The sequence below is a fragment of the Enterococcus sp. AMC1157 genome, assembly GCF_058216555.1.
The window spans coordinates 428,522-453,223 of sequence record NZ_CM177099.1 but is presented as its reverse complement, the minus strand read 5'-3'; the positions used below and the strand labels follow the sequence as shown (position 1 = coordinate 453,223).

The following is a 24,702-nucleotide window of genomic DNA, read 5'->3' as shown; positions in this document are numbered from 1 at the left end:
AAAGTAGGAGATTCTATGGAGAAATTGAAAATTGCCATCTGCGATGATATACCTATGGTGACTAGCACACTTGAAAACTACTTGAGAGACTATCCAAATTGTAGTTTCGAATGTGATTGTTTTAACAAAAGTAATAAATTAATTGAAGCGGTTAAAACAACAAAATACGATATCTATTTATTAGATGTTGAAATGCCCGAAAACGATGGTTTAGAAGTTGCTCATGAAATTAGAAAAAGAGACTTCGATTCTTACATTATTTTTATTACTTCTCATGTGAACTATATGAAAGAAGTCTTTCAAGTCAATACCTTTGATTACTTGTTAAAACCAATAAATCGTGAGGGTCTATATCAAGTAATGGATCGAATTCTTAATTTTATTGTGAACAGAATTGATAAATTCTGCTATGTCAAAAGAAATAGTCAAATTATTGTTTCTTTAAAAAATATTATTTATTTCGAAAAACAAGGCCGATATGTCATGATTCGAACAAAAGAAAATACTGATAGGTTTATCATGTCGACAAATAAATTATTAGAAAAATTGAATAAAAATTTTATTCAAATTCATACTTCGTTTATCATTAACTTGAATTATTTGAAACGAATTTCAAGTGACAAAGCTATTTTATCTATCTCACATAAGGATAAAAATGAGACTGTTACTCTTCAAATTAGCAGAAAATTCAGAACGCAAGTTCGAGAAGAAATTGTGCACTTTATGGGAGGGAAATTAGGCGTATGACCATTTTTATACTGCTTATTACCTCAATTCTAGATGTCTGGATAATAACCACTTTTTTTTCAATGATGGCCGAAGAAAAAGAAAAGAAGTATTTACCATATTTAGGCATTATCTTTCCTAATCTTGGAATCTATTTAACTTATCTATTTAACTTTTCAGATTTGTCCACTGTATTATTAAATCTAAGTTCATATGTTCTTTTTTTATTACTTATTAGTTACAACTTTCATATGAATTTCGTTTATCGTATTTCTTCTATAGGAATGTATGCTCTAATTGCTCTCTTAAGCGAAAGTATCTTTGCTTTTATTTTCATCTCTGTATTAAATATCTCAGATAAACTATTTCTAGAATATGGTACTTTTTTCACTTTACTAATAAAACTAGCTCTTGTTTTGACGATAAATATATTTTTTAAAAGACAAATTTTTCAAAAAATCCAATTATCTAAAAGTATCATCATTCTTGCTCCGTTTTTGTCCTTTTTTTTACTGATTTGTTATATGCTGTTTACCTACGTTATTGATTATCAAAATAGTTCGCTCATTTTTTCTATGATATTTATTTTCCAAATTTTATTTTTAAATTTTTCCATGTTCGTTTTATACAACAAGATGACAATGGAAAAAGAAAAAGAATTAGAGTACCAAAAAATACAACAAAATCTAGAAAAACAAAAGGAACAATTAAATAATGCTATCGTATCTCAAAATCAGCTTCAATCAATGCGACATGACTTAAAAAATAGTGTTTTAGTACTCTCTAGTTATATTGAAGAGAAAGAATACTCTAAAGTATTAGATTTCATTGCAACTCTTCAAGAAGAAGTTTCTATAGTAGAAAGAAAAATGCTGGAAAGTTACACTCCTAACAAAGAATTAAATTATTTTCTTTTGCATAAAATTGGTTATGCAAAGTCTCAAGGAATTTCTACTCATATAGAATGTTTAGTACCTGAATATTTAGTTATAGATAACGAAATACTTATAGCTATCATTGGTAATTTACTTGACAATGCAATTCATGCTTGTATGTTACTTGGCAAAGAAAAGTTTCCACAAATCATTTTAAAGTTAAAATATTATGATGAAAGTTTATTTATTGACATCAAAAACTCTGTCCAGAAAAATTTCAATTTAGCTAACGTAAAAGAAGGAATCGGAATTAAAAATATTAAACAAAGTGTTGAGAAAAATAGTGGTATTTACAGACAAATTCTCGAAGAGGATAAGTACTGTGTACAAATAATATTATGGGATTATAAAGGAGAAAATGAAAATGAATAAAAAAAGTTTGTTGAATGTTGTTAAAGTTTTAGGATTGATTGCTGCTTCATCAGCTGTAAATTTTTCTTGCATCTTTCTTGTTGGCCAAGAAAAATTACCGAATGAAGTAAAAAAATTGAGACGATTTTAAGTAATGAAACAAGTAGTAAGTAGCATTACGAATTATTTGATTCAAGAAAAAATCATTGATGAAACGGAAAAAAGTATCTACCTATTTGGATTCAATCTCTTTTTTAAATATCTTGTGTGTATAGTATTTACTATTTTATTAGGTGTAATGAATCACTCTTTAAAAGAAGTTTTAGTTACTATCTTATTACTGCTCCCATTGAGAAGTTATGCAGGAGGTATACATCTAAAAAAAGATAGTTTTTGCTTAATATGCTCAGTAGCTATTGTTCAACTGGTAGTATTAATGAATAAACTTGATCCTTTTAATTTAGTTGTCAGTACCTGTCTATCTTTAATATCTTGTCTATTGATTAATTTAATTGGTCCTGTTGATAATAAAAATAAACCTTTAGACAGTATTGAAAAAAAGATATTTCAAAATAGATTGCAAAAAGTTTTATTCGTTCAACTACTTCTTTTCTTTATGATGGTTTTATTGAATCAAAAAGAACTCGTTACATTAATTACTTTAAGTTTTTGTATAAACTTATTTTCCATGCTATTAGGAATATTTTTTAGAAACAGAGAAAGTGCGTTTTTCTTATAAGAAGAACGCACTACAACAAAGAGGACATTTTAATCGTTTAAGAAAGAAAGTGAATTGAGTGAATAGCTATTTATTTACATCAGAATCTGTAACAGAAGGCCATCCAGATAAGTTAGCAGATCAAATCAGCGATTCTATTTTAGATGCCATTCTAGAACAAGACACTTTAGCAAGAGTAGCTTGCGAAGTAGCAGTAACAACTGGACTTGTTCTTGTCTTTGGTGAAATTACAACCAATGCTTATGTAGATATACAAAAAGTTGTCCGACAAACTATCCGTGACGTGGGCTACTGCAAGATGAAATATGGATTTACTGCCGATACTGTTTCTGTTTTGGTCGCTCTTGATGAACAATCTCCAGATATTGCTCAAGGAGTAGGAAAGATAAGTCGCACAAATGAAGAAGAGAATGAATTGGGCGCAGGAGACCAAGGGCTAGTATTTGGTTTTGCCACAAATGAAACACAAGAATACATGCCTTTACCTATTGCATTGAGTCATCAGTTATCTTTACGACTATCGGAAGTAAGAAAATCAAATGAACTAGACTATTTAGGGCCAGATGGAAAGAGCCAAGTAACTGTTGAATATGGTAGTAATGGCAGGGCTAAAAGAATTGATACAGTTGTCATTAGTACACAACATGGTATTGAAGTTACTCATGATTTATTGAAAAGAGATATTATTAATTTAGTCATAAAACCAGTACTCCCCGCTAATTTATTAGACGAAAAAACAAAATATTTTATTAATCCTACAGGCAAATTTGTTATTGGAGGACCACAAGCCGATGCAGGATTAACTGGAAGAAAAATTATCGTAGATACATATGGTGGTTATGCCCGACATGGAGGCGGCGCATTTTCTGGTAAAGATCCTTCTAAAGTAGATCGATCAGCCAGCTATGCAGCAAGATACGTTGCAAAGAATATAGTTGCAGCTGGTATCGCAGAAAAGCTAGAAATTCAATTATCATATGCTATTGGAATGTCAGAGCCTATATCAATAAGTTTGAATACATTTGGAACTTCTACCATTTCAGAGAGTAAATTAATTCAAATTATTCGTCAAATTTTTGAATTAACACCTTCAGGAATTATTAAAATGTTGGATTTGCGGAGACCTATTTACAAAAAAACTGCGAGTTATGGACATTTTGGTAGGAGTGATACTCAGTTTCCATGGGAAAAGCTTGATAAAGTTGACTTATTACGTTCTTATTTTCGTTAGTGAAATAACATAAATTGTATTATCAGACAAGTAAACTGCTTTTTGCAGCTGCTTGTCTTTTTTTATTAAAATTCAGGATAATATTAGCTTAAATTAGTTATAAATGAGAAGAGGTTTTTTATGATTTTGAACGTAAGCGCCGAATAGCGGAGTACCTAGATGACTACTGCCAGTTGAATGTACCAGCGTTGCCAAGTTTTGTACCACCCTTTGCCATAAAATGTACCAGTTACTGCCAACCTGTTTACCATTTAGTAACTTCTGTATAATTAATGTGCATGCCTACGGCATTTAAGCCTAAAGCATGACATTGATTATATGGAGGTTTTTTTTATGTTCCAATATAGGAAAGTATTGGAGATGAGCTCTGATGGCTTTTCGCTTAGAAGTATTCGTGCAGCCACCGGGCATTCAAGATAAAAAATAACGGAAGTCATTCGACTTGCGGAAAAAAAGGAGGTGGCTTTGCCATTAACAGATGAGATGACAGATAAATGGCTAGAAGAGCTTTTATATCCTGAAAAAACAATGGAAGGTTCAGGTTACAGACCGATTGATTTTGAATACATTCACAAAGAGTTGGCAAAGAAGAATGTCAATTTAACACTGCTTCATCATGAATATGAAGCACAATGTCGAGCAGAAAACACTATTCCCTATGCCTATCGTAGCTTTGTTCGTCACTATAGAAGATATGCAGAAAAACATAAGGCAACTATGCGAATTAAACGAAAGCCAGGAGAAATACTGGAAGTCGACTGGGCTGGATCGACCGGTACTTTAATTGACCGAGATACCGGTGAGAAGGTGAAAGTATATGTATTTGTCGCGACACTTCCTAGTAGTCAGTTGTCCTACGTTGAAGGATTTTTATCAATGAACTTAACATCGTGGATCACTGCCCATAGACATGCTTATGACTATTTTGGGGGTGTGAGTGACGTTCTAGTCCCTGACAACTTAAAAACAGGTGTTCAGGAAAATACGCGAAAGCAGTTAGTACTAAACCCTACGTACAAAGATATGGCGAATCATTACAGCACAGTCGTTATGCCCGCTCGAGTAAAATATCCAAAGGATAAAGCGTCAGTAGAAGGCTCTGTTCGCACAATCTCGACTTGGATTATCGCTGCCATGAGGCATACTCAATGCTTCACTCTAAAGGAATGGAATGACGTTGCCAAGGAGAAATTAGAGGAATTCAATCATCGTGATTTTACTAAACGTGAAGGTTCTAGGTGGTCAGCATTTTTAGAAGAAGAGAAAGCGTACCTTTCTCCTCTCCCGCCAACACCTTATCAGATGTCTGAATGGTTAACCGCCAAAGTTCAACCAGACTATCATGTCTCTGTTAAAAGTCAGTTTTATTCTGTTCCCTATGAATATATCAGTCAACAGGTGGATGTGAAAGTGACAGATCATCTTATTGAAGTATTCTACAATCATATGAGAATCGCTTCTCATTCACGATTATATGGGAAATATGGCAGTCAGTCCACTAACCGAGATCATATGCCCGATGACCATAAATTATACACGGATCAAACCCCACAAAATGCCATTGCATGGGGCAAAGACATTGGACGGTCTACCTTACAAGTCGTCGAATTAATTCTAAAAAACGCTGCCGTTGAACGGCAAGGTGTTCAGTCTGTTTTCACTCTTAAGAATGTGTTACGCAAACACACAAAGTATGAGTTGGAAAAAGCCTGTCAGACGGTACTGGACGTCACTGAAAGACCGACGGTCTCTCTTATTAAAACAGCGCTTAAGAATAATCATAAACAGGTAAAAGAAGAACAAATGAAGAAAGCAGTAGATAAATTAACGCAGAATCATGGATTTACCCGTGGAGCTGACTACTATGGAGGACGATTGAATGATGAATGAGGACACAATAACTAAATTGATAGAAATGAAAATGAGTGGCATGGCAGACGCTTATAAGCAGCAAGCACAAACCAAGCAATATAGAGACCTAGACTTTGAAGAACGCTTTAAGTTATTAGTTGACAGTGAACATTCTCGTCGCAAAAGCAATAAGCTCCAACGTTTAATAAGACAAGCCGCATTTGACGTTCCTTCAGCAGCAATTGAGGAGATTGAATACTTCGAAGACCGACGACTACCAAAAGATGAGATTTTACGCTTAGCTTCTGGGTTGTATTTAGAAAACAAGAATAATATCATTCTCATGGGAGCGACTGGAGCCGGGAAAACCTACTTAGCCTGTGCCTTTGGTATAGCTGCATGTCGTCAATTCTATAAAGTTCAGTATGTGCGCCTACCTGAACTTCTAGATGAATTTAAAATAGCAAAAAATCAACCAGATGATAGCTATAAGAAATTAATGCGTAAGTATACGAAGAAAGAACTACTCATTATTGACGAGTGGCTTCTTCACGATCTAACAGAAGAAGAACTATACTTGACCATGGAAATCATAGAAAAACGAGAAAAGACGACGTCTACGATCTTCTGTACCCAGTTCAATACTGCGGGATGGCATTCTAAACTCGGAGGTGGGCCAACAGGCGAAGCAGTTATTGACCGAATCGTCCATAACTCATACACCATCACTATCGATGGTGAAACATCTATGCGTGAACGATTGGGTTTATCCAATAACTTCTAGGACATTACTCTCAAAAATATAATCCTATGGATTATGTAAATATATCCCATGACCAACTTAAATCACAGTGGTTATGGGATATTCCTTTAGTGGTACATTAAACTGGCAATTGGTGGTACATTCTTTGGCAAACAGTGGTAAAAAAGTTGGCATCAGTGGTACAAATGGGCGGCAGTAGTCACCTAGACGACTTTTAGCCCGATTGTTATTATACAATCAGGCGAAGTCGTCTTTTTTATTATTTACATTTTTCTTGGACCGTTTTCGACCAAGGGAGATAGTCGTCTAAGTGATCTGCTGTTAACACCGGTAGATTGGGCAATTCTTCAAATAAGTATTGAAGGTATCGGGTTGGATTTAACTTATTTCATTCAGCTGTTTTCATCACACTTAGAATATAACCTGAAGTTTGAGCACCCGCTAAACTCGACGAAAAGAGGTAATTTTTTCGACCGATAACCAGTTCTTTGACGAAACGTTCACTTTGGTTGTTCGTTAATTCTAAGCGCCCATCCTCAAAGACGTGTTCCACCGATTCTCGATGTTTGCACATGTATTCAATTGCTTTTTCCAACTTTGATTTAGGAACGGCAGGAATTGTCTCCACATAAGAATAGAGTTGATCGAGTAACGGCCGTAATTCTTTCTGGCGTTTTTCCAATCGCTCCGCTGGTAAAAGATCTTTCCAAGCTTTCTCTTTTTTAAAGCATTCTTTAAATGCATCTAAAACATAGGCAGCTGGATGGATGGTTTCTCCAAGTTCTTTTGGTAATGCTTCGTGGAATTTCCTACGGACATGCGCCAAGCTGCGAACAGGGAGGAAGTTTGCTAAACCATCGTAAACAGAATAGCCATCACAGTGGAGATACCCCTGAAAGTTCTTCAAAAATTTTTTTGGAACATCATTTCCTCGTGATTCACTATGATGATACAGAACGATTGGATCTTCCTCTTGTTTAGAAGTACTGAATACCCAGTAATAATTGTTCTGTTTTTGACTTTCTAGCACTCGGTAGGTCGTTTCATCGGCATAAGCAATGGTTCGCTTCACCAGTTCTTGATGCAAACGTTCCACTAGTATCGAAAGAAAATCTTGTCCTACGCGTATATGCCAGTTAGTGATATTGTCTCGAGAAATATCTAGACGTAATTGTTGCCAATACTTTTCTTGACGATAAGCCGGCACTTTTTGGATAAATTTCAAAAACATGGTTTCTGCGACAAGACTCGGAGAGGCTAGACTATTGGAAAGAAGCGGTTTAGGAACAGGTGCTTTTTTTAAGGAAGTGTCTCCGACACGCTCACATGCTTTACAACAATAACTATGTTGCACATATTGTAGCGTCTCAATGCGGGCTTGATGAAAAGCAATTTCTTCGCGGGCTTTTTTTATACCCATGTCGCTCATGGTTGTTCCGCACTGTTGACAGTGTCGTTCTTCTTCAGTTAGTTCGCAATGGACTTCTCTTGTTGGGAAGTCATTCAACTTTTTTGCCTTTGTTCCTTTTTTCCGTTTATGTGGTTGAACAGAAATTTCCTCTTCTTGAATGGCAGGTGGAACTACAGACTCACCAAATAAATTCAAACTTAATTGCCCAGATAATGATTCCGGCAACGATTCTTTGGATTTTCCATACAGTTTATTGGTTAAATAAGCAATTTGTTCTCGAAGTAATTTCACTTCTTGTGTGAGCGCTTCGTTTACTTGAAGTTGCTTTTGATTGGCTAAAATTTGTGCTTGATTGATACTCATTTGTTCTTGAAGCATCGCGACTAATTGTGTGGTTGTTTCGTTATTTTTATCAGTTCCATTTGATTGATTTGACAACGATACACACCACTTTACATTTGTTTTTGATGTTATTATTATACCATAAATAGATAAAAAAAGAAGATGTAAATCGCATGAAATCAACGTTTCTTGCACTTTCCATCTTCTTTCTTTCAACTAGAAAACACCTTGTTTTCCTGCACGAATCGCTTGTGGCTGATCAATACTCAATCCCTCTAACAACCAACGGATTTGTTGGTGAGTGAGACAGCGAACTTCTTTTTTTGTTCTTGGCCATTGTAATTTTCCTTGATCTAATCGTTTGTATAAAAGAAGAAAACCATCTTTGTCGTAATACAACATTTTGAAACGATCTTGTCGGCCACCACAAAAAAGAAAGAGGGCATTGTCATACACATCTAATTGATATTCGTGTTGAACAATGGACGCAAGTCCATCAATTCCTTTACGTAAGTCTGTCTTTCCACATTATCCGAATATTAGGATAATGTGGATTATCCTCACAATATTTTTATCCTCATCTTTTATAGAAAGTATTTATTTTTCTAACATTTTTGGTAAAAAGATCAGAATAAAAATATCTATGTAATAATGAAATCACAATAAAATTTAAAGGAGTGATCTCATGAATTACAATGAAACGGTAGACAGGGTAATGGATTTTCTCAAAAAAAAGAAAATGTGTCACAGTAGTCAAAAATCGCATAAAGATTGTTATGATTCTCTGGGAGCTTTTATGAGTCAGAGGAATGAAGTTTATTCAGATGCTGTTCGCGAAAGTTGGTTTTCCGATATCAAAAATAGTTTACCTTGGCAAAGATGTTTTGTATGGCTTCGATATGTTTATCAATTGGAGGAAATGGAAATAACAGGAACCATTTCTGACAGTAGTTTTTATCTTAATCAATCAAATTATGATAAGTTACCAGTACTTTGGAAGAATACTCTGGATATCTATCTTGATTATTGTAGACGTCACTGTACTACTCGAACACTAGAAATAACTCGTATTCTTTGTTCTGAAGCCTTGCTTTTTTTTTATAATTTAGGAATTCATGACATCCCTGACATTACCTATGATGCGGTTATAAAAATGATAGAAACAAAAATATTCTATTCTGATGATGTAAAATCTATGACATTGAATAATGTTGCACGAATGCTTAAATTCTATCATGACAAGGGATTTTGTCCCCAGAAATATAATCTTGTTTTCAATATGCAAATATATCCTCATATCGGGTCAATCACCGATTTTTCAGATGAGAATCAAGTCAAACTGAAAAAATTAATAAACTCAACTATCTCTTCAGATGAATTATATGAGTCAATTCCATGCTTTATTGATCTTTTAAAAGGTTATGGATATGTGGGGTCAACTTTAGCACTTGCCAAACACGTTTTGACAGCGCTTTATTTATTCCTTGATATACATTCATTTGGATTCCACTCAGATATCATGTGGGTATGGTTTTTTGAAATTAGAAAAAAATTAGGAAGTTCATGGCTTCATTGGAGACGAATCTTGAATTTTTATGAAGACTACACACTTTCAGGTGATATACATCCGAATAGTAAGTACAAAACTGAGGAGACATGTTTTGATAAGTTACCAGAATGGTGTAAAGAAAGTATCTCAGGGCTTCTTGATCGAAAAAAACATGAATTTCGAGAAATCGGAACAATACAAAGTTACCGTTATGCTTGTACACGTTTCTGTAGATTTTTGGTTGATCATGACTACGATAACTTTAATCGACTGTCTCCGGCTATCATAAAGGAGTTCTCGATTAAAGATGAACACACTACTATTAAAGGACGAGCTAGCTGTTTTGTCTGTGTGCGAGCGTTCTTGAGTTTTCTTTTTGAAAAAGGTTATACAAATCGTAACCTAGCTGATTGTTTGATGACTAGTACTTTTCCGCAGGAAAAGATTGTTGATGTTTTGTCTGATGAACAAATACGAAGGATTGAAATATTTCGTATGGAACACAATGGAGCTATAGAGCTTCGTGATATTGCAATAGTTTTACTTGGACTTAAGACAGGATTAAGAGCCTCTGATATTCTAGAGCTCAAATTTCAAGACATCAATTGGAAACATCGTCAGATTTCAATAATTATGCAGAAAACAAAAACACAACTTACCCTTCCAATGCCTGTTGAAGTAGGAAATGCGATATATTCATACCTAATATCAGGTAGACCAACAAATAATATTGATTATATATTCATCAAGTCAAAGGCTCCATTTGGAAAACTTACAAGTAAAGTATGTATAAATGCCCTTTACCGTATTCTACCGGAACGAAAAGAAGTAAAAGGTGGTGGTTTTCATGTAACACGTAGAACTTTCGCCACAAAACTCTTACAAAATCATGCGGGAGTTGATGATGTCATGGATGCCTTAGGTCATCGTGATCCTACAAGTGTTATGAAGTATCTTCTTTTAGATGATGATCGAAGTAAAAAATGCGGACTCTCTCTTGACTCTGCTGGAATCATTATGAAGGGAGCACTAAAATGAAAATCACTAGCTATCAATTTCAAAGTTGTTTTGCACCCTACATTAAAATATTTATACAGGAAAAACGAGCTGCGGGTTATCTATATGAAACAGAAGAATGGAAATTGAAACACTTCGACGCTTTTTGCATAAGGGAAGCAATTACAAATCTGTGTTTAACTAGAGAAATAGTTAAAAAATGGGGAACTTTACGCGATTGTGAATCTCTTGCTACTTGTTCATCTAGAATATCAGTAATACGTCAGTTTGCACTATGGATAGGTTACACTGGACTAGACAGAAAAAATAAGGTGTGTACAATAAGAGAAAACACCTGGAGGAAAAATTATGTCAAAACGTCAAAGAAGAACCTATTCAAAAGAATTTAAACAACAAATGGTAGACTTGTACAATGCTGGGAAACCGCGAGCAGAAATCGTTCGGGAATATGAATTAACCCCCTCAGCTTTTGATAAATGGGTCAAACAAGCCAATACAACAGGATCATTCAAAGAAAAAGACAACCTAACCCCTGAACAAAAAGAATTAGCTGCTTTACGAAAAAGAAATCAACAGTTAGAAATGGAGAATGATATTTTAAAGCAAGCGGCGCTGATATTCGGACGAAACGACAAGTAATTGATGCCAACAAGCACAAATACTCTATATCAGCGATGTGTCAATGTCTAGGGATTTCTCGCCAAACATATTACTATCAACCAAAGAAAAAACAAAGTGAAGCTGAAATTGAAGAGGCGGTAACCGAAACCTTTTATCAAAACCGCAAAGTCTATGGTACGCGTAAAATAAAAAAGAGCCTAGAAAATCAAGGGATTCGTGTTAGTCGGCGTAAAATCGGCAGAATCATGAAGAATCGTGGGTTGAAGTCTACTTATACGATGGCCTACTATAAGCATCATGGGACTTCTTGTAATGAAGCGCCAGTTAAAAATCTATTGAATCGTGAGTTTTCACATAAAAATCCATTAGAAGCAATCGTAACGGATTTAACCTATGTACGAGTTGGAAAGAAATGGCACTATATTTGTTTGATATTAGACTTGTTCAATCGTGAAATCATTGGTTATTCTTGTGGCGAGCATAAATCTGCGGCTCTAGTAAAAAAAGCTTTCAGCCGTATATCTTATCCATTAACAGAAGTAGAACTTTTTCATACGGATCGTGGGAAAGAATTTGATAATCAAACAATTGAAATGATTTTACAAGCATTTGGTATCACACGTTCACTTAGTAAAAAAGGCTGTCCTTATGATAATGCCGTAGCAGAATCTACGTATAAATCCGTCAAAATCGAATTTGTTTATTCAAAAAAATTTGAGACTTTGAAAGAATTAGAACTAGAATTATTTGATTACGTACATTGGTGGAATCATCTTCGTTTGCACGGTACACTTGGCTACGAGACACCCATTCATATCCGTTATCAGAGATTGGCGCAGCAAACCCTTGACAATGAGCATGGTCATGATAGCGAAAGCGAGGCAGCGTAATTCCCAATTGAGCTTCTGCCGTTGAAATTCATGACCATGGAGGCTCGTTGTCAAGGGCAAACGGAACAAAGTGCAAGAATTCTATATACACCTTATAAAATTTGTCAAAATAAGTGTTGCCATTTCACTATTCTTAATTTCGATGGGAATAGAAGCCTATGTCCCTTCTAAGTTTTATAAGGTAGAAAAAAAGGTGGTACACATCTTATCTGATAAGGAAATACAGGCATTCTTCGAGGAAGTTGACGGATACGTTCCCAAAAAAAATATGTTAGCTTTTAATAGATTAGCTATCGAATATAAAGTAATGTTTCGACTTATTTATTGTTGTGGTCTTCGCATTTCAGAAGCTAGAAAACTAAAATGGGAAGATGTAGATCTTGAAGAAGGAACGATTCGTATCTTACAGTCCAAAGGGCCTAAAGATCGTCGTATATATTTAGCTAAAGATCTGACAATCCTTTTACAAACATACGCAAAAATTCTACTTGCTGAATTTAATTGCCTATCAGAATGGGTTTTCCCTGCACGAGAAATAGATAAGTGTCTAAGTAATGTTACGATTGATAAAAAATTTCGAGACTTCTGGAATTTAACATCTTATGCCGAATGTTGTGATAAAAATCCGACACCTCATTGTCTCAGACATACTTTTGTAGTAAAAAGAATGAATCTTTGGATGGAAGAAGAGGTTTCATTAAAGGAGATGCTCCCTTTCCTTAGTAAGTATTTAGGACATCAAAGTCCATCGGGAACCTTTTATTATTATCATCAGGTTGCCGAAGCTTTCCGTATACTCAGAAATAAAGATAAAATTGGAAGACTTGTGATTCCGGAGGTTAATGATTATGAATAAAGAAAAAGCTCTGAAAAAACTATTTTTTTCAAAAACTTTCGAATTTCTTGAACATTATTTACCCAATCAAGCTTTAAAAAGTAGGAACACAGTTGAGACTTATCGAGATGCACTAACAGTTTTTAGACGATATGTAACTGATATTATGCATCTGTCAATACGTTCTTTTGAATTTGGTGACTGTACACATGATTTTTTATTGTCCTATTTAGAGTTTTTGCATAAAAGTGGGAATGCCAACACGACCTGTAATAACAGGTTGGCGGCAATTAGGGCATACCTATGGTATGCTGCAGATGTAGATATTTCGTTACAATCAGTGGCATTAATTGCTTCACAGGTTCCTTTTCTTAAAGTAGCGAAATTGACAAGAGAAGTAATCCAAGAGGAGGATCTTAAAGCATTACTTTCTGCTCCACCAAATACAAAAATTGGTCAGAGAGATCAGATGATTCTTATTTTACTTTATGATTCTGCCATTCGAGTTTCCGAATTATTATCGCTTGATCTTGGTGCAGTAAGACTGGATGCTGAAATACCATATCTTAGAATATATGGGAAAGGCAATAAGGAAAGAATTGTTGCCATTTCAGATACAACGGTAAGCCACATAAGAAACTATCTGAAAATTTATCATCCAGAGTTAGTTGCTAATTCCCCCTTAATATACACTGTCATTAATGGCCGAAGAAACCGAATGTCAGTCGGAAATGTGGAACGTATAATAAAAAAATATGCAGCTCAGATAAGACCTACTCATCCAAATCTTCCAACTCATTGCTACCCACACATGGTCCGCCGAACTCGTGCAACAAATTTGTATCAGGATGGGATTGAACTAGAACTTATCTCGAGGATACTTGGACACTCTTCTACAGAAACAACTCGCATTTATGCAGTTCCTTCAATAAAAATGCTGCGTAATGCAATGGAATCTGGAAATTTGTTAACTGATGAAACTCAGTTATGGTCTGATGACGAAGAAGAAATGGCAAAGCTCTGTGGATTGAGATAAAAGTATTATCCACATCTTTTTGAAATTGAAGCCTGGAATAACGGCATCTAACAGAAAGATGAGGATAAAAATATTGTGAGGATAATCCACAAACGATGAATAGATGGTTAACTTGTTTGTAATCAAGAAACATGAGGCATCAATTCTTTCAAGACAGTTTGTACAAGGTATTGACTCGCACCATTGTACACAAAAATATCTTCTGAGTCAGTCTTAATTCTCACCGCAACTTTTGCAGGTGTCGTTCGTTTGTTGGACGTTTGTTTTTCTAAAGCGATTTGAACCACTTCTCGATTTTCCTTCATAAAGAAACCACCTCCAATTTTTCTTTGTACTCAAAGTATAATCGAAGATGGTCGTTGTTTTTAGGTACTCTGGTATGCGGCGCTTACTTTTGAACAGAAAACTCCCTTCGAAATTGTTATTAAAATGAAGGGCGGAAAATAGATGAATGTTTGATGAAAAGCAATTTCTTTATGAGCAAATGCGTCTAATTATTGAAGAAGAAAGACTAACTATATAAAGTCAAGTGAAAACAAACAAAACTTTCTGAATGAAAAATAACGAATCAGTGCATGACAAATAAACCTCAGAAAAGATTATTTTTTTCACTACTGACGAATTTCGTACGGTTCATTTTTTGTTAGAATCGCATGAATAATAGAGCATAGCTTTCTTGAAACAGCGCCAATCGCTGTAAGATGGTGTTTCCCTTCTGCTCGTTTCTTATCATAAAAGGCTTTGAAAACTGGATCACATCTGGACGCAATGAGTGCCGCTTGAAACAGTGCTTTTCTTAAGTAGGGAGAGCCACGTTTACTCATCACGTTGTGAGTGGCTTCATATTCACCAGATTTTGAGACAGACGCATCGATTCCTGCGTAAGCTACTAGTTTTTTAGGCGTAGAAAATTTCTGAATATCGCCAATTTCACCTAAAATCGTCGCACCAAGGACAGCTCCAATACCAGGAACGGTTTCTATGACCGAATGAAGAGAAGCCATTAATTGTGCAATTTCTTCTTCTGTTCGTTTAATTTGTTCTTCTAAAAAGCTGAGTTGATCAATCATAGAACGTAATTGAAAAACAAAGGCATCTTGAGCAAAACGAACACCAAAAGAATGAGCGGCGGCTGTTTTCAGTGCCTCTGCCTTGCTTTGTCCAACACGACTTCGACTCGCTACACGGAGCGTTTCAGCTAATGTTTCGGCAGAAACTTGATTGAATTCATCCGGAGACGAAAACTCAGATAGGACGGCTTTTGAGGCTTTGCCAAAAATGCCAACTTTTGAAAACACCTTTTCGTATTCAGGAAAAACTTGGTCTAAGATGGCAATGATTTTTCGTTTAAAGTCGCCCACTGTGCCAACCAAATACGAACGATAACGGGTCAATTGGCGTAAAGAAAACATGGTTTCATCCGCTAAAGCAGTTTCGTTGAAGGAGCCATAACGAATGAAGTCGGCAATTAATACCGAATCAATACTATCGTTTTTTCGTTTACGAATTTCGGTCCCTTTCCTCCAACCATCTATTTGAATGGGGTTAATAAGGTGGACAAGAAACTGTTGTTCATCAAGAAATGAGAAGAGCGCCAACCAATAGTGACCGGTAGCTTCCATACCAACAAGGAAGTCCTCTGTGGAATCAGAGAAAGAAGTCAGGCGTTCTAAAAGAGCGTGAGCGCCGTCCAAAGAATTCGCAAAAGAAAAACCTTTAAGTAGAATTTTTCCTTCGTCGTTCATGACGGAAGCGACGTGTGTTCGTTTGCCAATATCAATACCTAGATAAAACATAAGCACACCTTCTTTACAAAATTTGGATTGATGGCCACTCAACTGAATAAGATGAAACAAGAGACACTATTAATTAGCGATCGTAGATTAACCGGATTTTGGACTGAGTTCACTTTTGAACATGCAATGAATGGAGCGGTTACTAAAATAATGAATGAATATATTGAATCCCTATCGGAAGGTGAAATTTTTGTTGGAATTTCATCACATCACAGAATCGATGGATTTAACTATTTTATAGGTGTTTTCAATGATAATGGCAATGAGTTAATTCCACAGAGTAATTATCTTGTTATAACGGATTTTGAAGATGCTTACGACGTTTATTCTGATTTGATGCAAAGGGAGTTCAAGTTTAATGAATACTATAATAGTTCCATAAAAAATTACTTAATTCCAATTAAGATAGAATTTTATGAAATCAGAAATAAATCTTTTCGATGTATGAGGATTGAACTACCTATTACCTGAATCATTTTCTGGACGTGAAAGTTATATATATGGGTGCAGATTCTTTATAAGTAGTAGATAAAATGAAATAAATGGTAGCGAATAATACGAAATTAGGAGTAGGAAATGGATATGATAAGAAATCTTCAAATGGAAGATATTAACCAGGTCATGAAAATATGGCTTGATAGCAATATTGATGCACACAGTTTTATAAAGCGAGAATATTGGACCTCTAATGCACCAGACGTTAAAAAACAACTTTTGCATGCTGAGATTTATGTGTATGAACAAGAAAGTAAGATTGTTGGCTTTGTTGGGATGCAAGACAATTACCTTGCAGGTATTTTTGTGGATAAGGATGTTCGTTCTAACGGAATTGGAAAGCAATTACTAGAGTATATAAAAGGTATTCGTCAGGAATTTACTCTAAGGGTATACAAAGAAAACAAAGGTGCAGTGAACTTCTATGAGCGAGAAGGATTGACTCCTATCTTGGAGGAGGTGGACAACGCCGCCAATCATATCGAACTTGTGATGCAATGGAAAGCAGATGATTTTATGATTCGAGAACAGTGGGAAATTAATAATAAAACTACTGAAGAAAGCCTGCAAACAATAAAATAACTGATAACTATATAAAGGAGATTTTATGTCACAAGAAAAGAAGGCATCAGACATTCAAAAAGAAAGAATAGCAGAAATCGAGAAAAATGCGAATTTATTGTTGAAAGAAACACATGTTATGACACTGTCATCAATTAATGAAAAGGGATATCCTCGCACCTGTTGTCTGTCTAAAGCAGGTGATAATGGTTTTCGTGAGATTTATTTTGTTACTTCAAAGCGCTCGCATTTGAATGGGAAAGCAACGCATTTTGAAAGTAACCCTAAGGCTTCGGTCTGTTATTTTAGAGATGGTGATAGTGTAACTTTGATTGGTGAAATTGATTTTGTGGAGGATAGAGCACTGCTAGAAAAAATGTGGAATGAATCTGATAGGCAATTTTTTAGTAAAGGGATTGCAGACACAAAATTCAGACTATTGAAATTTACAACACTTGAAGCAACATTCTGGATTGGTGGGAAATTTAGAACATGTAAGTACAAAAAAGCACATAAAAAATAAATACTATTATAAAGGGCAAGAATAGTTGTCAGCAAAACAATATGTGTTTGATAGGCATCACATTGATTGCATACATTCATCAATATATAATGCCTCAAATAAGTAGATATTATTTTAAAGTATAATTTTAATAACAGTATTTTGTTCAATATTTGAGACGTTTTTTTGATTTTCAGTGCAGGATTACGTATATCGATAGGTTAAGATTTAAAAAAGATGTTTCATTGTGCCACACTACCTCACTTCATTCTTTGCTTTTATGATAAAGCAACTCTAATTACAGTAGGATTAAATTTTTTTATCGAACTTGAAAAAATAATGAATTATAAATGCTTAAGGAATGGATTTTCAAAGGTGTTTAGAAAATAATTCAAGAAATTATAACCTATAATTTCTTGAATTATTGATTTGTTTCCACCAACGGAAGTCTATCTTGGATATGTTTCCACAAAATGAATTTCTGTTAAAATTATTCAGGTTTCTATATTTTGACAGCTATCCCCTCATATCAAAACATGTTGAGACAGTAGCACTGCTGTCACGTAAAAAGTAAGGATAAACTACAAAAAGCTTGATAGATAAGGTTTTGAGGATAATCAAGATTTTTAGATTGGTAGTCATATCGGTCTGAAATCTCGATTTTTTCTTTTCGGAAACATATCAACTCACTTGAAATTGGTAGGGTTGACACTACAAGATTATTTTTGGGGTAGGGTGTCACTACAAGATTGTGTTTTTGGGGTTGTCGCTACAGAAAAGATGGCAGGTTAAAATGAAAAATAGACTACGAATTTACCATGCTTATTTTTGGATATTGAGTAGTCAATTATTTGATATATAGTGATTAGTATGGCTATATGTACATACCAAGAAATGGAGGTATGGATGATGGCTAGAGTAATAGAAATCAAAGAAAAAATTGTAAATGAGCATGTCATGTCAAGGGCGGGTTAATTTTGTAGGTTTAAGGCGGTTAGAAATTGTAGGAAAAAGGCGGTTTTGACCTCTAACTTTTGCTGGTTTTCCCTGATAATCTCTCAAGCGATATGATTTTCCTGTAATTTTAAAAATTTGAGAATGATGAACTAAACGATCTAAGATTGCTGCGGTTGCCGTAGGATTTCTAAAGATTTCACTCCAACCCGAAAGATTAGAGTTGGTAGTGAAAATGGTTGAATGACGTTCATAACGTAAATTAATCAACTGAAATAACAGATCGGCTTCTTGCCTTTGGATAGGTAAATAACCAATTTCATCAATAATAAGAAGCTCATAGTTCCCATATCGCTTCATCACACGCTCGATAGTGCCATTCTCATAAGCTGTTTGTAATCTAAGAAGAACGATTTCAGGGTGCAATGTTGTGTATTTTTCTTTTGCAATTCTATGTACGACTCTCTTGCAAAATACAATAGATGAACTCCTTCGTAAATGTCTTTTCTTACCATGCGAACCTCCTTAATCATGATAAGAAAAGTATAAAATAAAAATGTAGGAAAACCGACAATTCTTAATCGCCTTTTTCCTACATTTTACTACCGCCATTTACATGTCATATATGTAGATGGCAAAGGACCGTTTGAAGTGGTGGGATATGCCTATTCTTATTTGTCTAAATTAAGCCAAATGGGATATGTCATTGAAGTCAAAGAACTGATAGAAAGACACGGTGGTAGTAGACTAAGTAATGTACCAATTGAGAATTATAAAGATTTCCTAGAAGAAGTTCTGAAATTATACAAAGAAAAAACTGAAGGCTAATCTTCAGCTTTCTTTTTTTTTTTTTCGAACTATACTAGGAAGCTAGTTAGGAAGTTAATCCAAAATGTCACAGTCTATGAAGACCATTTCGTTATATCCTTTAAATCCGGTATTGAAATGGAAATATGAAAACAGAACGAGATAGGAGGTTGGGGAAAAACTAAATATAGTTATAATCATAAATTGGTAACCGTATTATATCAGCATTTATATAGCTGATTCATGCGGTTATTTATCTTTTTTGGACATATTTCCCAGCCCCTTTACTTGTGTTTGTTCAAATATAATAATGTTTTAATAACTATTGTGCTTATCAACCAAATGGTTTATAATATTCTTAGCGTAAACTGGAGGTGCTGTATGACTACGGCAGAAATGATTAAAGAACTATGTGAACAAATGAATATAAGTATTTCAGAGCTTGCCAGACGTATTGGACAGACTCCGCAGAATTTTAGTAAGAAATTAAAACGTGAAACGGTGTCCTTGGATGAATTGAAAGCGACCGCGGATGTGCTTGGTGTCAAGTTTGAGCAGACTTTTACTTTACTCAATGGCAATCAAATAAAGACAGGAAATGAGTAAAGAAGGCAGCCTACTACTATGTTTGGTTCGGAAGGGTACTATGAAGAGTATCTCAAAGAAAAACAAAAGAAGAAATAATGACCGCAATACGAGGGATTAGGCAAGAAATAGGTCATCTCAAAATTTCAATGGAAAGTCTAGGCTATGGCAATAACCCAATTATAATTCCGAATTAATCTATTTTGCATTTACTGGATTCATGAATATTTTGAAAAGATAAACAAGTCCACAAGAAGTTATGAAAGGAGTATATAAATGTCGAAAAAGGATTCCAAACAAGATATAAGAAAAAATGGGTGTAATACTTCCTCTCACACTCATCATCACAGAGATAAATCAGATTCACAAGCTTCATGTATCAGTGTCGTTCCAATCTTTAATCATTTAGAAGAAGAGCAGATGGATGAAATTATGAAAGTGATGAAGTCAATTTCATATAAAAAGGGTGAAGTGGTTTATCGGGAGGGAGATACATCCAATGCCTTATATGTTGTAAGTAAGGGTAAAATTAGAATCTACCGTTTATCTGAGTCTGGAAAAGAACAATTATTGAGAATTTTAAATCCTGGAGATTTTACTGGAGAACTAGCTTTGTTTCGTGAATCAATCCATGAAGCGTATGCAGAAGCAATGAGCAATACCGATGTGTGTATGATTAGTAAAAATGATTTACAAGAATTTTTATTAAAGTACCCTACGATATCTTTGAAGTTCTTATCAGAATTTTCTAACCGATTGGAAACATCAGAAAAACAAACAACCAGATTCACTACAGAAAAGGTGGATGCTAGATTAGCGCTGTTTCTTGCAGAATGTATGGATGATGATGAGGGTTCAATGGAAATTGAATTGCCAATGAATAGAAAGGATTTAGCTTCTTACTTAGGAACTACACCTGAAACGGTAAGTAGAAAGTTGGCTGATTTTGAGAATGAAGGTTATATAAAACAAAAAGCAAGTAGAGAGATTGAGATTTTGGATTTAGATGGTTTGTTGTTAGTATAAATGATAGTCATAAAATGAAATATAAAACAGTTGGAGTCACTTCAAAACTTCAACTGTTTTATATTTTTAGGCAAAAAACGCAAATATTTACGCAAAAATACATAAACTTGATTTAGATCAATTTAATTTCTTTTAATCGCTTGTATGATGTAATCAAGTCAAAGATAAATGAAAGAAGGAAAAAACATGTCAAAACAAGTAAGTTTTAATCAAGAAAAGGAAACTCATTTAAAACTATTGGCACAATATGTACCAGTTGTAGCACGAGTTCATGGCGGTAATCATCCGGAATTTTACCAAGTGCGTAAAGTATTTGATAGGCTTGTAAAAAAAGTAAAAGATGCAGGAGCGGAAAAACCTGACTTAGTAGATGAATTTGTAAAGTTGCGTGAAATTACAGATAATTATACAGTTCCAGGTGATGTTTGTGAAAGCTATGAAGCAGTCTATAACATGTTGGCAGAATTAGATAGAGCCTATGAATCATAAAATAAATCAATACTAGATTACTAAAAATTATAAGAGGAAGGAGCATGAATATGCAAAAATTCATTTTAGGAAAAAAGAATCATATTACAATAGTAAGTGCAATTTTAATAATCATTGCATATGTTAGTAAATTAGGATTTCAAAACGAACCTATAGCTATATGGTCACTAATCATTGCCTCCGTTTTAGGCGTTATACCGATTGCTATCCAAGCGTATCAAGCATTGAAGGTCAAAGTTGTCAGTATCGATGTTTTAGTTACTATTGCAGTTATCGGAGCTTTTATAATTAAAAACTTTGAGGAATCGGCAATTGTTACGTTCTTATTTCTGTTTGGAGCTTATTTAGAACAAAGGACACTTAATAAAACACGTTCTGCAATAAAAGAATTAACTGAAATGGCGCCAGATGTTGCTCTAAAGCAACTGAAAAATGGTGAATTTGAAGAAGTCGCAATAGAAGAGGTTGATGTAGGTGATATTTTACTTGTTAAAACGGGTGCAAAAATTCCTGTTGACGGGACAGTTTTAACAGGAGAAGGGCACATTAATGAAGCAAGTATTACAGGTGAGGCCGTTTCAGTAAGCAAAAAGAAAGATTCAGGAGTATATGCGGGAACAATTTTAGAAAATGGAACACTGCAAATCACTGCTGACCGTGTAGGTGAAGACACTACTTTTGGTAAAATTATTGAGTTAGTGGAAGAAGCACAGGATTCAAAATCAGAGGCAGAACGCTTTATTGATAGATTCTCTAAATATTATACACCGGCTGTTTTAGTTCTCTCTTTTATTGTATGGCTCGTTTCAAGGGATATTCAATTGGCAATTACGATATTAGTTTTAGGATGCCCAGGAGCATTGGTAATCGGTGTCCCCGTTTCAAATGTTGCAGGTATTGGTAATGGAGCACGTCATGGTGTTCTTCTAAAAGGTAGCGAGGTAATTAGTGACTTTAGCAGACTAGATACCATGGTATTTGACAAAACTGGAACATTAACAATAGGAAATCCTAAAGTAGCTGATAAAGAAATTTATGCAGATAATGTAGAGGAAGTGTTAGCTTATCTGTCAAGTGTTGAAAAGGAATCCGATCATCCATTAGCAAAAGCAGTTGTGGAATATATTGGAGATATAAAAGCATATACAGTTGAAAAAACGGAGGTTGTAAAAGGCGGAGGAATTGTAGCTCATATAGAAGGTCATAGAGTTGCCGTCGGGAATGTAGCCTTGATGGAGCAAGAAAATGTTACTTTAAGTGAAAAAGCTCGTGGAGATATTACTAGATTTGAGAAGAATGGAAATTCACTTGTTTTAACATCCGTTGATGGTGAATTAAAAGCATTGATGGGTATTCGTGACCAAATCCGTTCAGGTGTAAAAGAAGATCTTCAAAAGCTAAAAAAACTTGGTGTTAATAATCTAGTTGTTCTTTCAGGTGATAACCAAGGAACAGTTGATTTAGTGGCACATGAACTAGGACTTACAGAGGCCCACGGGCATATGTTGCCGGAAGATAAATCAGCATATATTAAAACACGGCAAGAAAAAGGTCAAATTGTTGCATTTGTCGGGGACGGCGTAAATGATAGTCCTTCACTAGCTCTAGCACAAATAGGAATTGCTATGGGAAGTGGAACAGATGTAGCCATTGAAACTTCAGATGTTGTCTTAATGAACTCGGATTTCAGCCGCTTGCCACATGCACTAGGTTTAACAAAAGCAACAGCTAATAACATGCTTCAAAATATAATTATTGCAGTAGGAGTTGTACTAGTCCTGCTTGCCAGCGTATTCTTTAGTGAGTGGATGAACATGTCAATCGGTATGTTAGTACATGAAGCGAGTATATTAGTAGTCATTCTAAATGCTATGAGACTACTTCGCTATAAATTATGAAAATAAAATTCTTAATCTAAAACAATTTAAAATAGATAAATATATCAAAGGAGAAATGAAATATGCAAAAAGCAACGATTCAATTAGAAACATTAACTTGTCCGTCTTGTATGCAAAAAATAGAAAACGGTGTGAAATCCTTGGAAGGGGTAAATAAAGAGAGTTTAAAGGTACTATTTAATTCAAGCAAGGTAAGAGTAGAATTTGACGATGAAAAAGTAACTATAGAGGATATTGAAAATGCTATTGATAAATTAGGATATGAAGTACTAAAATCCCAAGTAAAAAAAATTTAAAGTGGTGAATCAGTTAAGTCTGTATAGTAGAAGTCGTTGAATGGTCATCTTTATAATTTTGTTGATATGGTAATGAACGTTTATCTGAATATTCTCCTTATAATTTCAACTCAAGTTACTTTGGGAATGTCGAAGGTTATGGCAAAGAGTTAATGGAATGGCTGGTTCATGATTAAAACCAACGATTGACTCAAAATATGCGACTTATCCTTGGAGAGAGGCGACTGGAATTGGTGGTAGTTCGATGGGTGGGTTAATGTCATTCTATGGAGTGATGGCATTTAATCAATATTTCTTTAAAGCAGCTTGCTTATCACCGTCCTTTGTCTTTTGTATGAATCAGCTACAAGTAGAATGGGATAATGCTCAAATTGACAATGATACGAATGTCTTTTTTAGCTTTGGAGAACGTGAGATTAAAGATCACAATATTCCCTTACAACAATTGGACTACTTTAACGATCAGTTAATCAATCGAGATGGGAAAAGTTATATTCATATCCAGAAAAATGGAAAACATAATGAAGCGTGTTGGAAACAGCAAAATAAGTTGTATTTAGATACACTTTGGAAATAGAAACGTTCCTTTTTTTCAATTATGTTTGCATTAAATAACCGTCTCATCTCAAAGAGTCGGTTATTTCTTTTTTGATTTTTACGCAAACTATTTACAAATTATAGTATGATATTCAAAAGAGATTAAACTCTAAAAATGAAAGTAGGTATATATAGTGAGTGATACGGAAGAGCAAGAAAAATTAAAGACTGGTTTAGAGATTCTGGAACAGTTAAAACAAGCAGAAGAAAGTGAACTCGTTGACTTAGAGACTGCTAGAGAATATTTGAATCTATAAACTAGTGACTATCGTTTATCAATTAGTAAATAACTAGGAGAATTTGATTTTGAAAAATAAAATAGAAAACATTACTGAAGAAATGCTATTTCATTTAGGTCATGAATTAACGGATAAAGACCACTTTGAGTTTGATAATTTG

The 24,702-nt window shown here is 34.6% G+C and carries 25 protein-coding genes and 3 pseudogenes; 23 read left to right on the top strand and 5 right to left on the bottom strand.

Going from position 1 to position 24,702, the window contains the following annotated elements:
* Positions 1-15: 15 nt before the first annotated feature.
* The 7 genes from AC4BBX_RS02290 to istB all read left to right on the top strand — a co-directional run bounded on the left by AC4BBX_RS02290 (position 16) and on the right by istB (position 6,617).
* A complete protein-coding gene (locus AC4BBX_RS02290) occupies positions 16-747 on the top strand; it encodes a LytR/AlgR family response regulator transcription factor (RefSeq protein ID WP_490454856.1) in 732 nt (243 codons plus the stop codon).
* Complete coding sequence (locus tag AC4BBX_RS02285; protein WP_490454855.1) at positions 744-2,033, top strand: sensor histidine kinase; 1,290 nt, start codon at positions 744-746, stop codon at positions 2,031-2,033. The genes AC4BBX_RS02290 and AC4BBX_RS02285 overlap by 4 nt, the downstream gene beginning before the upstream one ends.
* Positions 2,026-2,163, top strand: a complete 138-nt coding sequence (locus tag AC4BBX_RS02280; protein WP_490454854.1) for an AgrD family cyclic lactone autoinducer peptide — start codon at positions 2,026-2,028, stop codon at positions 2,161-2,163. Before AC4BBX_RS02285 ends, AC4BBX_RS02280 begins: the two co-directional genes overlap by 8 nt.
* Positions 2,164-2,166: 3 nt before the next feature.
* Positions 2,167-2,751, top strand: a complete 585-nt coding sequence (locus tag AC4BBX_RS02275; RefSeq protein WP_490454853.1) for an accessory gene regulator B family protein — start codon at positions 2,167-2,169, stop codon at positions 2,749-2,751.
* Positions 2,752-2,809: 58 nt separating this feature from the next.
* Positions 2,810-3,982: a methionine adenosyltransferase gene (gene metK, locus AC4BBX_RS02270; protein ID WP_490454852.1), complete on the top strand. Its 1,173-nt coding sequence runs from the start codon at positions 2,810-2,812 to the stop codon at positions 3,980-3,982.
* A 465-nt stretch (positions 3,983-4,447) separates the two neighbouring features.
* The gene (gene istA / locus AC4BBX_RS02265; RefSeq protein ID WP_490454851.1) at positions 4,448-5,872 is read left to right on the top strand and encodes an IS21 family transposase; all 1,425 of its coding nucleotides are present in this window, start codon (positions 4,448-4,450) and stop codon (positions 5,870-5,872) included.
* Positions 5,862-6,617: an IS21-like element helper ATPase IstB gene (istB, locus tag AC4BBX_RS02260; RefSeq protein ID WP_490454772.1), complete on the top strand. Its 756-nt coding sequence runs from the start codon at positions 5,862-5,864 to the stop codon at positions 6,615-6,617. Before istA ends, istB begins: the two co-directional genes overlap by 11 nt.
* 367 nt (positions 6,618-6,984) lie before the next feature.
* Here the strand turns inward: istB and tnpC are convergent, their stop codons facing one another.
* Both tnpC and tnpB read right to left on the bottom strand, forming a co-directional pair.
* The gene (tnpC, locus tag AC4BBX_RS02255) at positions 6,985-8,445 is read right to left on the bottom strand and encodes an IS66 family transposase (protein WP_490454850.1); all 1,461 of its coding nucleotides are present in this window, start codon (positions 8,443-8,445) and stop codon (positions 6,985-6,987) included.
* Positions 8,446-8,565: 120 nt separating this feature from the next.
* Positions 8,566-8,865 (bottom strand): annotated as a pseudogene (gene tnpB / locus AC4BBX_RS02250) (IS66 family insertion sequence element accessory protein TnpB); the annotation flags it as partial.
* 169 nt (positions 8,866-9,034) lie between these two features.
* Between tnpB and AC4BBX_RS02245 the strand changes: the two are divergent.
* The 4 genes from AC4BBX_RS02245 to AC4BBX_RS02230 all read left to right on the top strand — a co-directional run bounded on the left by AC4BBX_RS02245 (position 9,035) and on the right by AC4BBX_RS02230 (position 14,297).
* A complete protein-coding gene (locus AC4BBX_RS02245; protein WP_490454849.1) occupies positions 9,035-10,936 on the top strand; it encodes a tyrosine-type recombinase/integrase in 1,902 nt (633 codons plus the stop codon).
* 327 nt (positions 10,937-11,263) lie between these two features.
* Positions 11,264-12,426, top strand: a protein-coding gene (locus tag AC4BBX_RS02240) for an IS3 family transposase (RefSeq protein WP_490454306.1) whose coding sequence is annotated in 2 segments (ribosomal slippage) — positions 11,264-11,540 and positions 11,540-12,426 — 1,164 coding nt in all. Because the reading frame shifts where the segments join, the coding sequence is not laid out codon by codon here.
* Between the two features lie 70 nt (positions 12,427-12,496).
* Positions 12,497-13,282 carry a tyrosine-type recombinase/integrase gene (locus AC4BBX_RS02235; RefSeq protein WP_490454848.1) on the top strand — a complete coding sequence of 262 codons (786 nt, stop codon included), beginning with the start codon at positions 12,497-12,499 and terminating at the stop codon, positions 13,280-13,282.
* Positions 13,275-14,297: a tyrosine-type recombinase/integrase gene (locus AC4BBX_RS02230; RefSeq protein ID WP_490454847.1), complete on the top strand. Its 1,023-nt coding sequence runs from the start codon at positions 13,275-13,277 to the stop codon at positions 14,295-14,297. Before AC4BBX_RS02235 ends, AC4BBX_RS02230 begins: the two co-directional genes overlap by 8 nt.
* 122 nt (positions 14,298-14,419) lie before the next feature.
* Here AC4BBX_RS02230 and AC4BBX_RS02225 read toward each other — a convergent pair whose 3' ends face one another.
* Positions 14,420-14,602 carry a hypothetical protein gene (locus AC4BBX_RS02225; RefSeq protein ID WP_490454846.1) on the bottom strand — a complete coding sequence of 61 codons (183 nt, stop codon included), beginning with the start codon at positions 14,600-14,602 and terminating at the stop codon, positions 14,420-14,422.
* 306 nt (positions 14,603-14,908) lie between these two features.
* Positions 14,909-16,093, bottom strand: coding sequence for an IS110 family RNA-guided transposase (locus tag AC4BBX_RS02220; protein WP_490454845.1), 1,185 nt, complete (start codon positions 16,091-16,093; stop codon positions 14,909-14,911).
* A gap of 51 nt (positions 16,094-16,144) precedes the next feature.
* On the opposite strand from AC4BBX_RS02220, the gene AC4BBX_RS02215 reads away from it, so the two are divergent.
* The 3 genes from AC4BBX_RS02215 (at position 16,145) to AC4BBX_RS02205 (ending at position 17,672) form a co-directional block, all read left to right on the top strand.
* Positions 16,145-16,564: a hypothetical protein gene (locus tag AC4BBX_RS02215; protein ID WP_490454844.1), complete on the top strand. Its 420-nt coding sequence runs from the start codon at positions 16,145-16,147 to the stop codon at positions 16,562-16,564.
* A gap of 105 nt (positions 16,565-16,669) precedes the next feature.
* The gene (locus tag AC4BBX_RS02210; protein ID WP_490454843.1) at positions 16,670-17,170 is read left to right on the top strand and encodes a GNAT family N-acetyltransferase; all 501 of its coding nucleotides are present in this window, start codon (positions 16,670-16,672) and stop codon (positions 17,168-17,170) included.
* 25 nt (positions 17,171-17,195) lie between these two features.
* Positions 17,196-17,672 carry a pyridoxamine 5'-phosphate oxidase family protein gene (locus AC4BBX_RS02205; RefSeq protein ID WP_490454842.1) on the top strand — a complete coding sequence of 159 codons (477 nt, stop codon included), beginning with the start codon at positions 17,196-17,198 and terminating at the stop codon, positions 17,670-17,672.
* Between the two features lie 939 nt (positions 17,673-18,611).
* Here the strand turns inward: AC4BBX_RS02205 and AC4BBX_RS02200 are convergent.
* A pseudogene (locus AC4BBX_RS02200) lies at positions 18,612-19,004 on the bottom strand (ATP-binding protein); the annotation flags it as partial.
* A gap of 252 nt (positions 19,005-19,256) precedes the next feature.
* Here AC4BBX_RS02200 and AC4BBX_RS02195 point away from each other — a divergent pair.
* From AC4BBX_RS02195 to AC4BBX_RS02155, 9 genes and pseudogenes are all read left to right on the top strand, one after another.
* On the top strand, positions 19,257-19,433 hold the full coding sequence (locus tag AC4BBX_RS02195) for a hypothetical protein (protein ID WP_490454841.1): 177 nt from the start codon (positions 19,257-19,259) through the stop codon (positions 19,431-19,433).
* Positions 19,434-19,469: 36 nt separating this feature from the next.
* Positions 19,470-19,562, top strand: a pseudogene (locus AC4BBX_RS02190) (site-specific recombinase); the annotation flags it as partial.
* A 231-nt stretch (positions 19,563-19,793) separates the two neighbouring features.
* Positions 19,794-20,018, top strand: a complete 225-nt coding sequence (locus tag AC4BBX_RS02185) for a helix-turn-helix domain-containing protein (RefSeq protein WP_490454840.1) — start codon at positions 19,794-19,796, stop codon at positions 20,016-20,018.
* Between the two features lie 255 nt (positions 20,019-20,273).
* Positions 20,274-21,023 (top strand): Crp/Fnr family transcriptional regulator, encoded by a 750-nt coding sequence (locus AC4BBX_RS02180; protein ID WP_490454839.1) that lies wholly within the window; start codon positions 20,274-20,276, stop codon positions 21,021-21,023.
* Positions 21,024-21,209: 186 nt separating this feature from the next.
* The gene (locus AC4BBX_RS02175; RefSeq protein WP_490454838.1) at positions 21,210-21,512 is read left to right on the top strand and encodes an iron-sulfur cluster repair di-iron protein, ric; all 303 of its coding nucleotides are present in this window, start codon (positions 21,210-21,212) and stop codon (positions 21,510-21,512) included.
* Between the two features lie 50 nt (positions 21,513-21,562).
* A complete protein-coding gene (locus AC4BBX_RS02170) occupies positions 21,563-23,410 on the top strand; it encodes a heavy metal translocating P-type ATPase (protein WP_490455745.1) in 1,848 nt (615 codons plus the stop codon).
* A 62-nt stretch (positions 23,411-23,472) separates the two neighbouring features.
* A complete protein-coding gene (locus AC4BBX_RS02165; protein ID WP_490454837.1) occupies positions 23,473-23,706 on the top strand; it encodes a heavy-metal-associated domain-containing protein in 234 nt (77 codons plus the stop codon).
* 184 nt (positions 23,707-23,890) lie between these two features.
* Entirely contained in the window at positions 23,891-24,283 is a 393-nt protein-coding gene (locus tag AC4BBX_RS02160) for an alpha/beta hydrolase-fold protein (RefSeq protein ID WP_490455744.1), read from the top strand.
* A gap of 154 nt (positions 24,284-24,437) precedes the next feature.
* Positions 24,438-24,560: a hypothetical protein gene (locus tag AC4BBX_RS02155; protein ID WP_490454836.1), complete on the top strand. Its 123-nt coding sequence runs from the start codon at positions 24,438-24,440 to the stop codon at positions 24,558-24,560.
* The last annotated feature ends 142 nt before the right edge of the window (positions 24,561-24,702 follow it).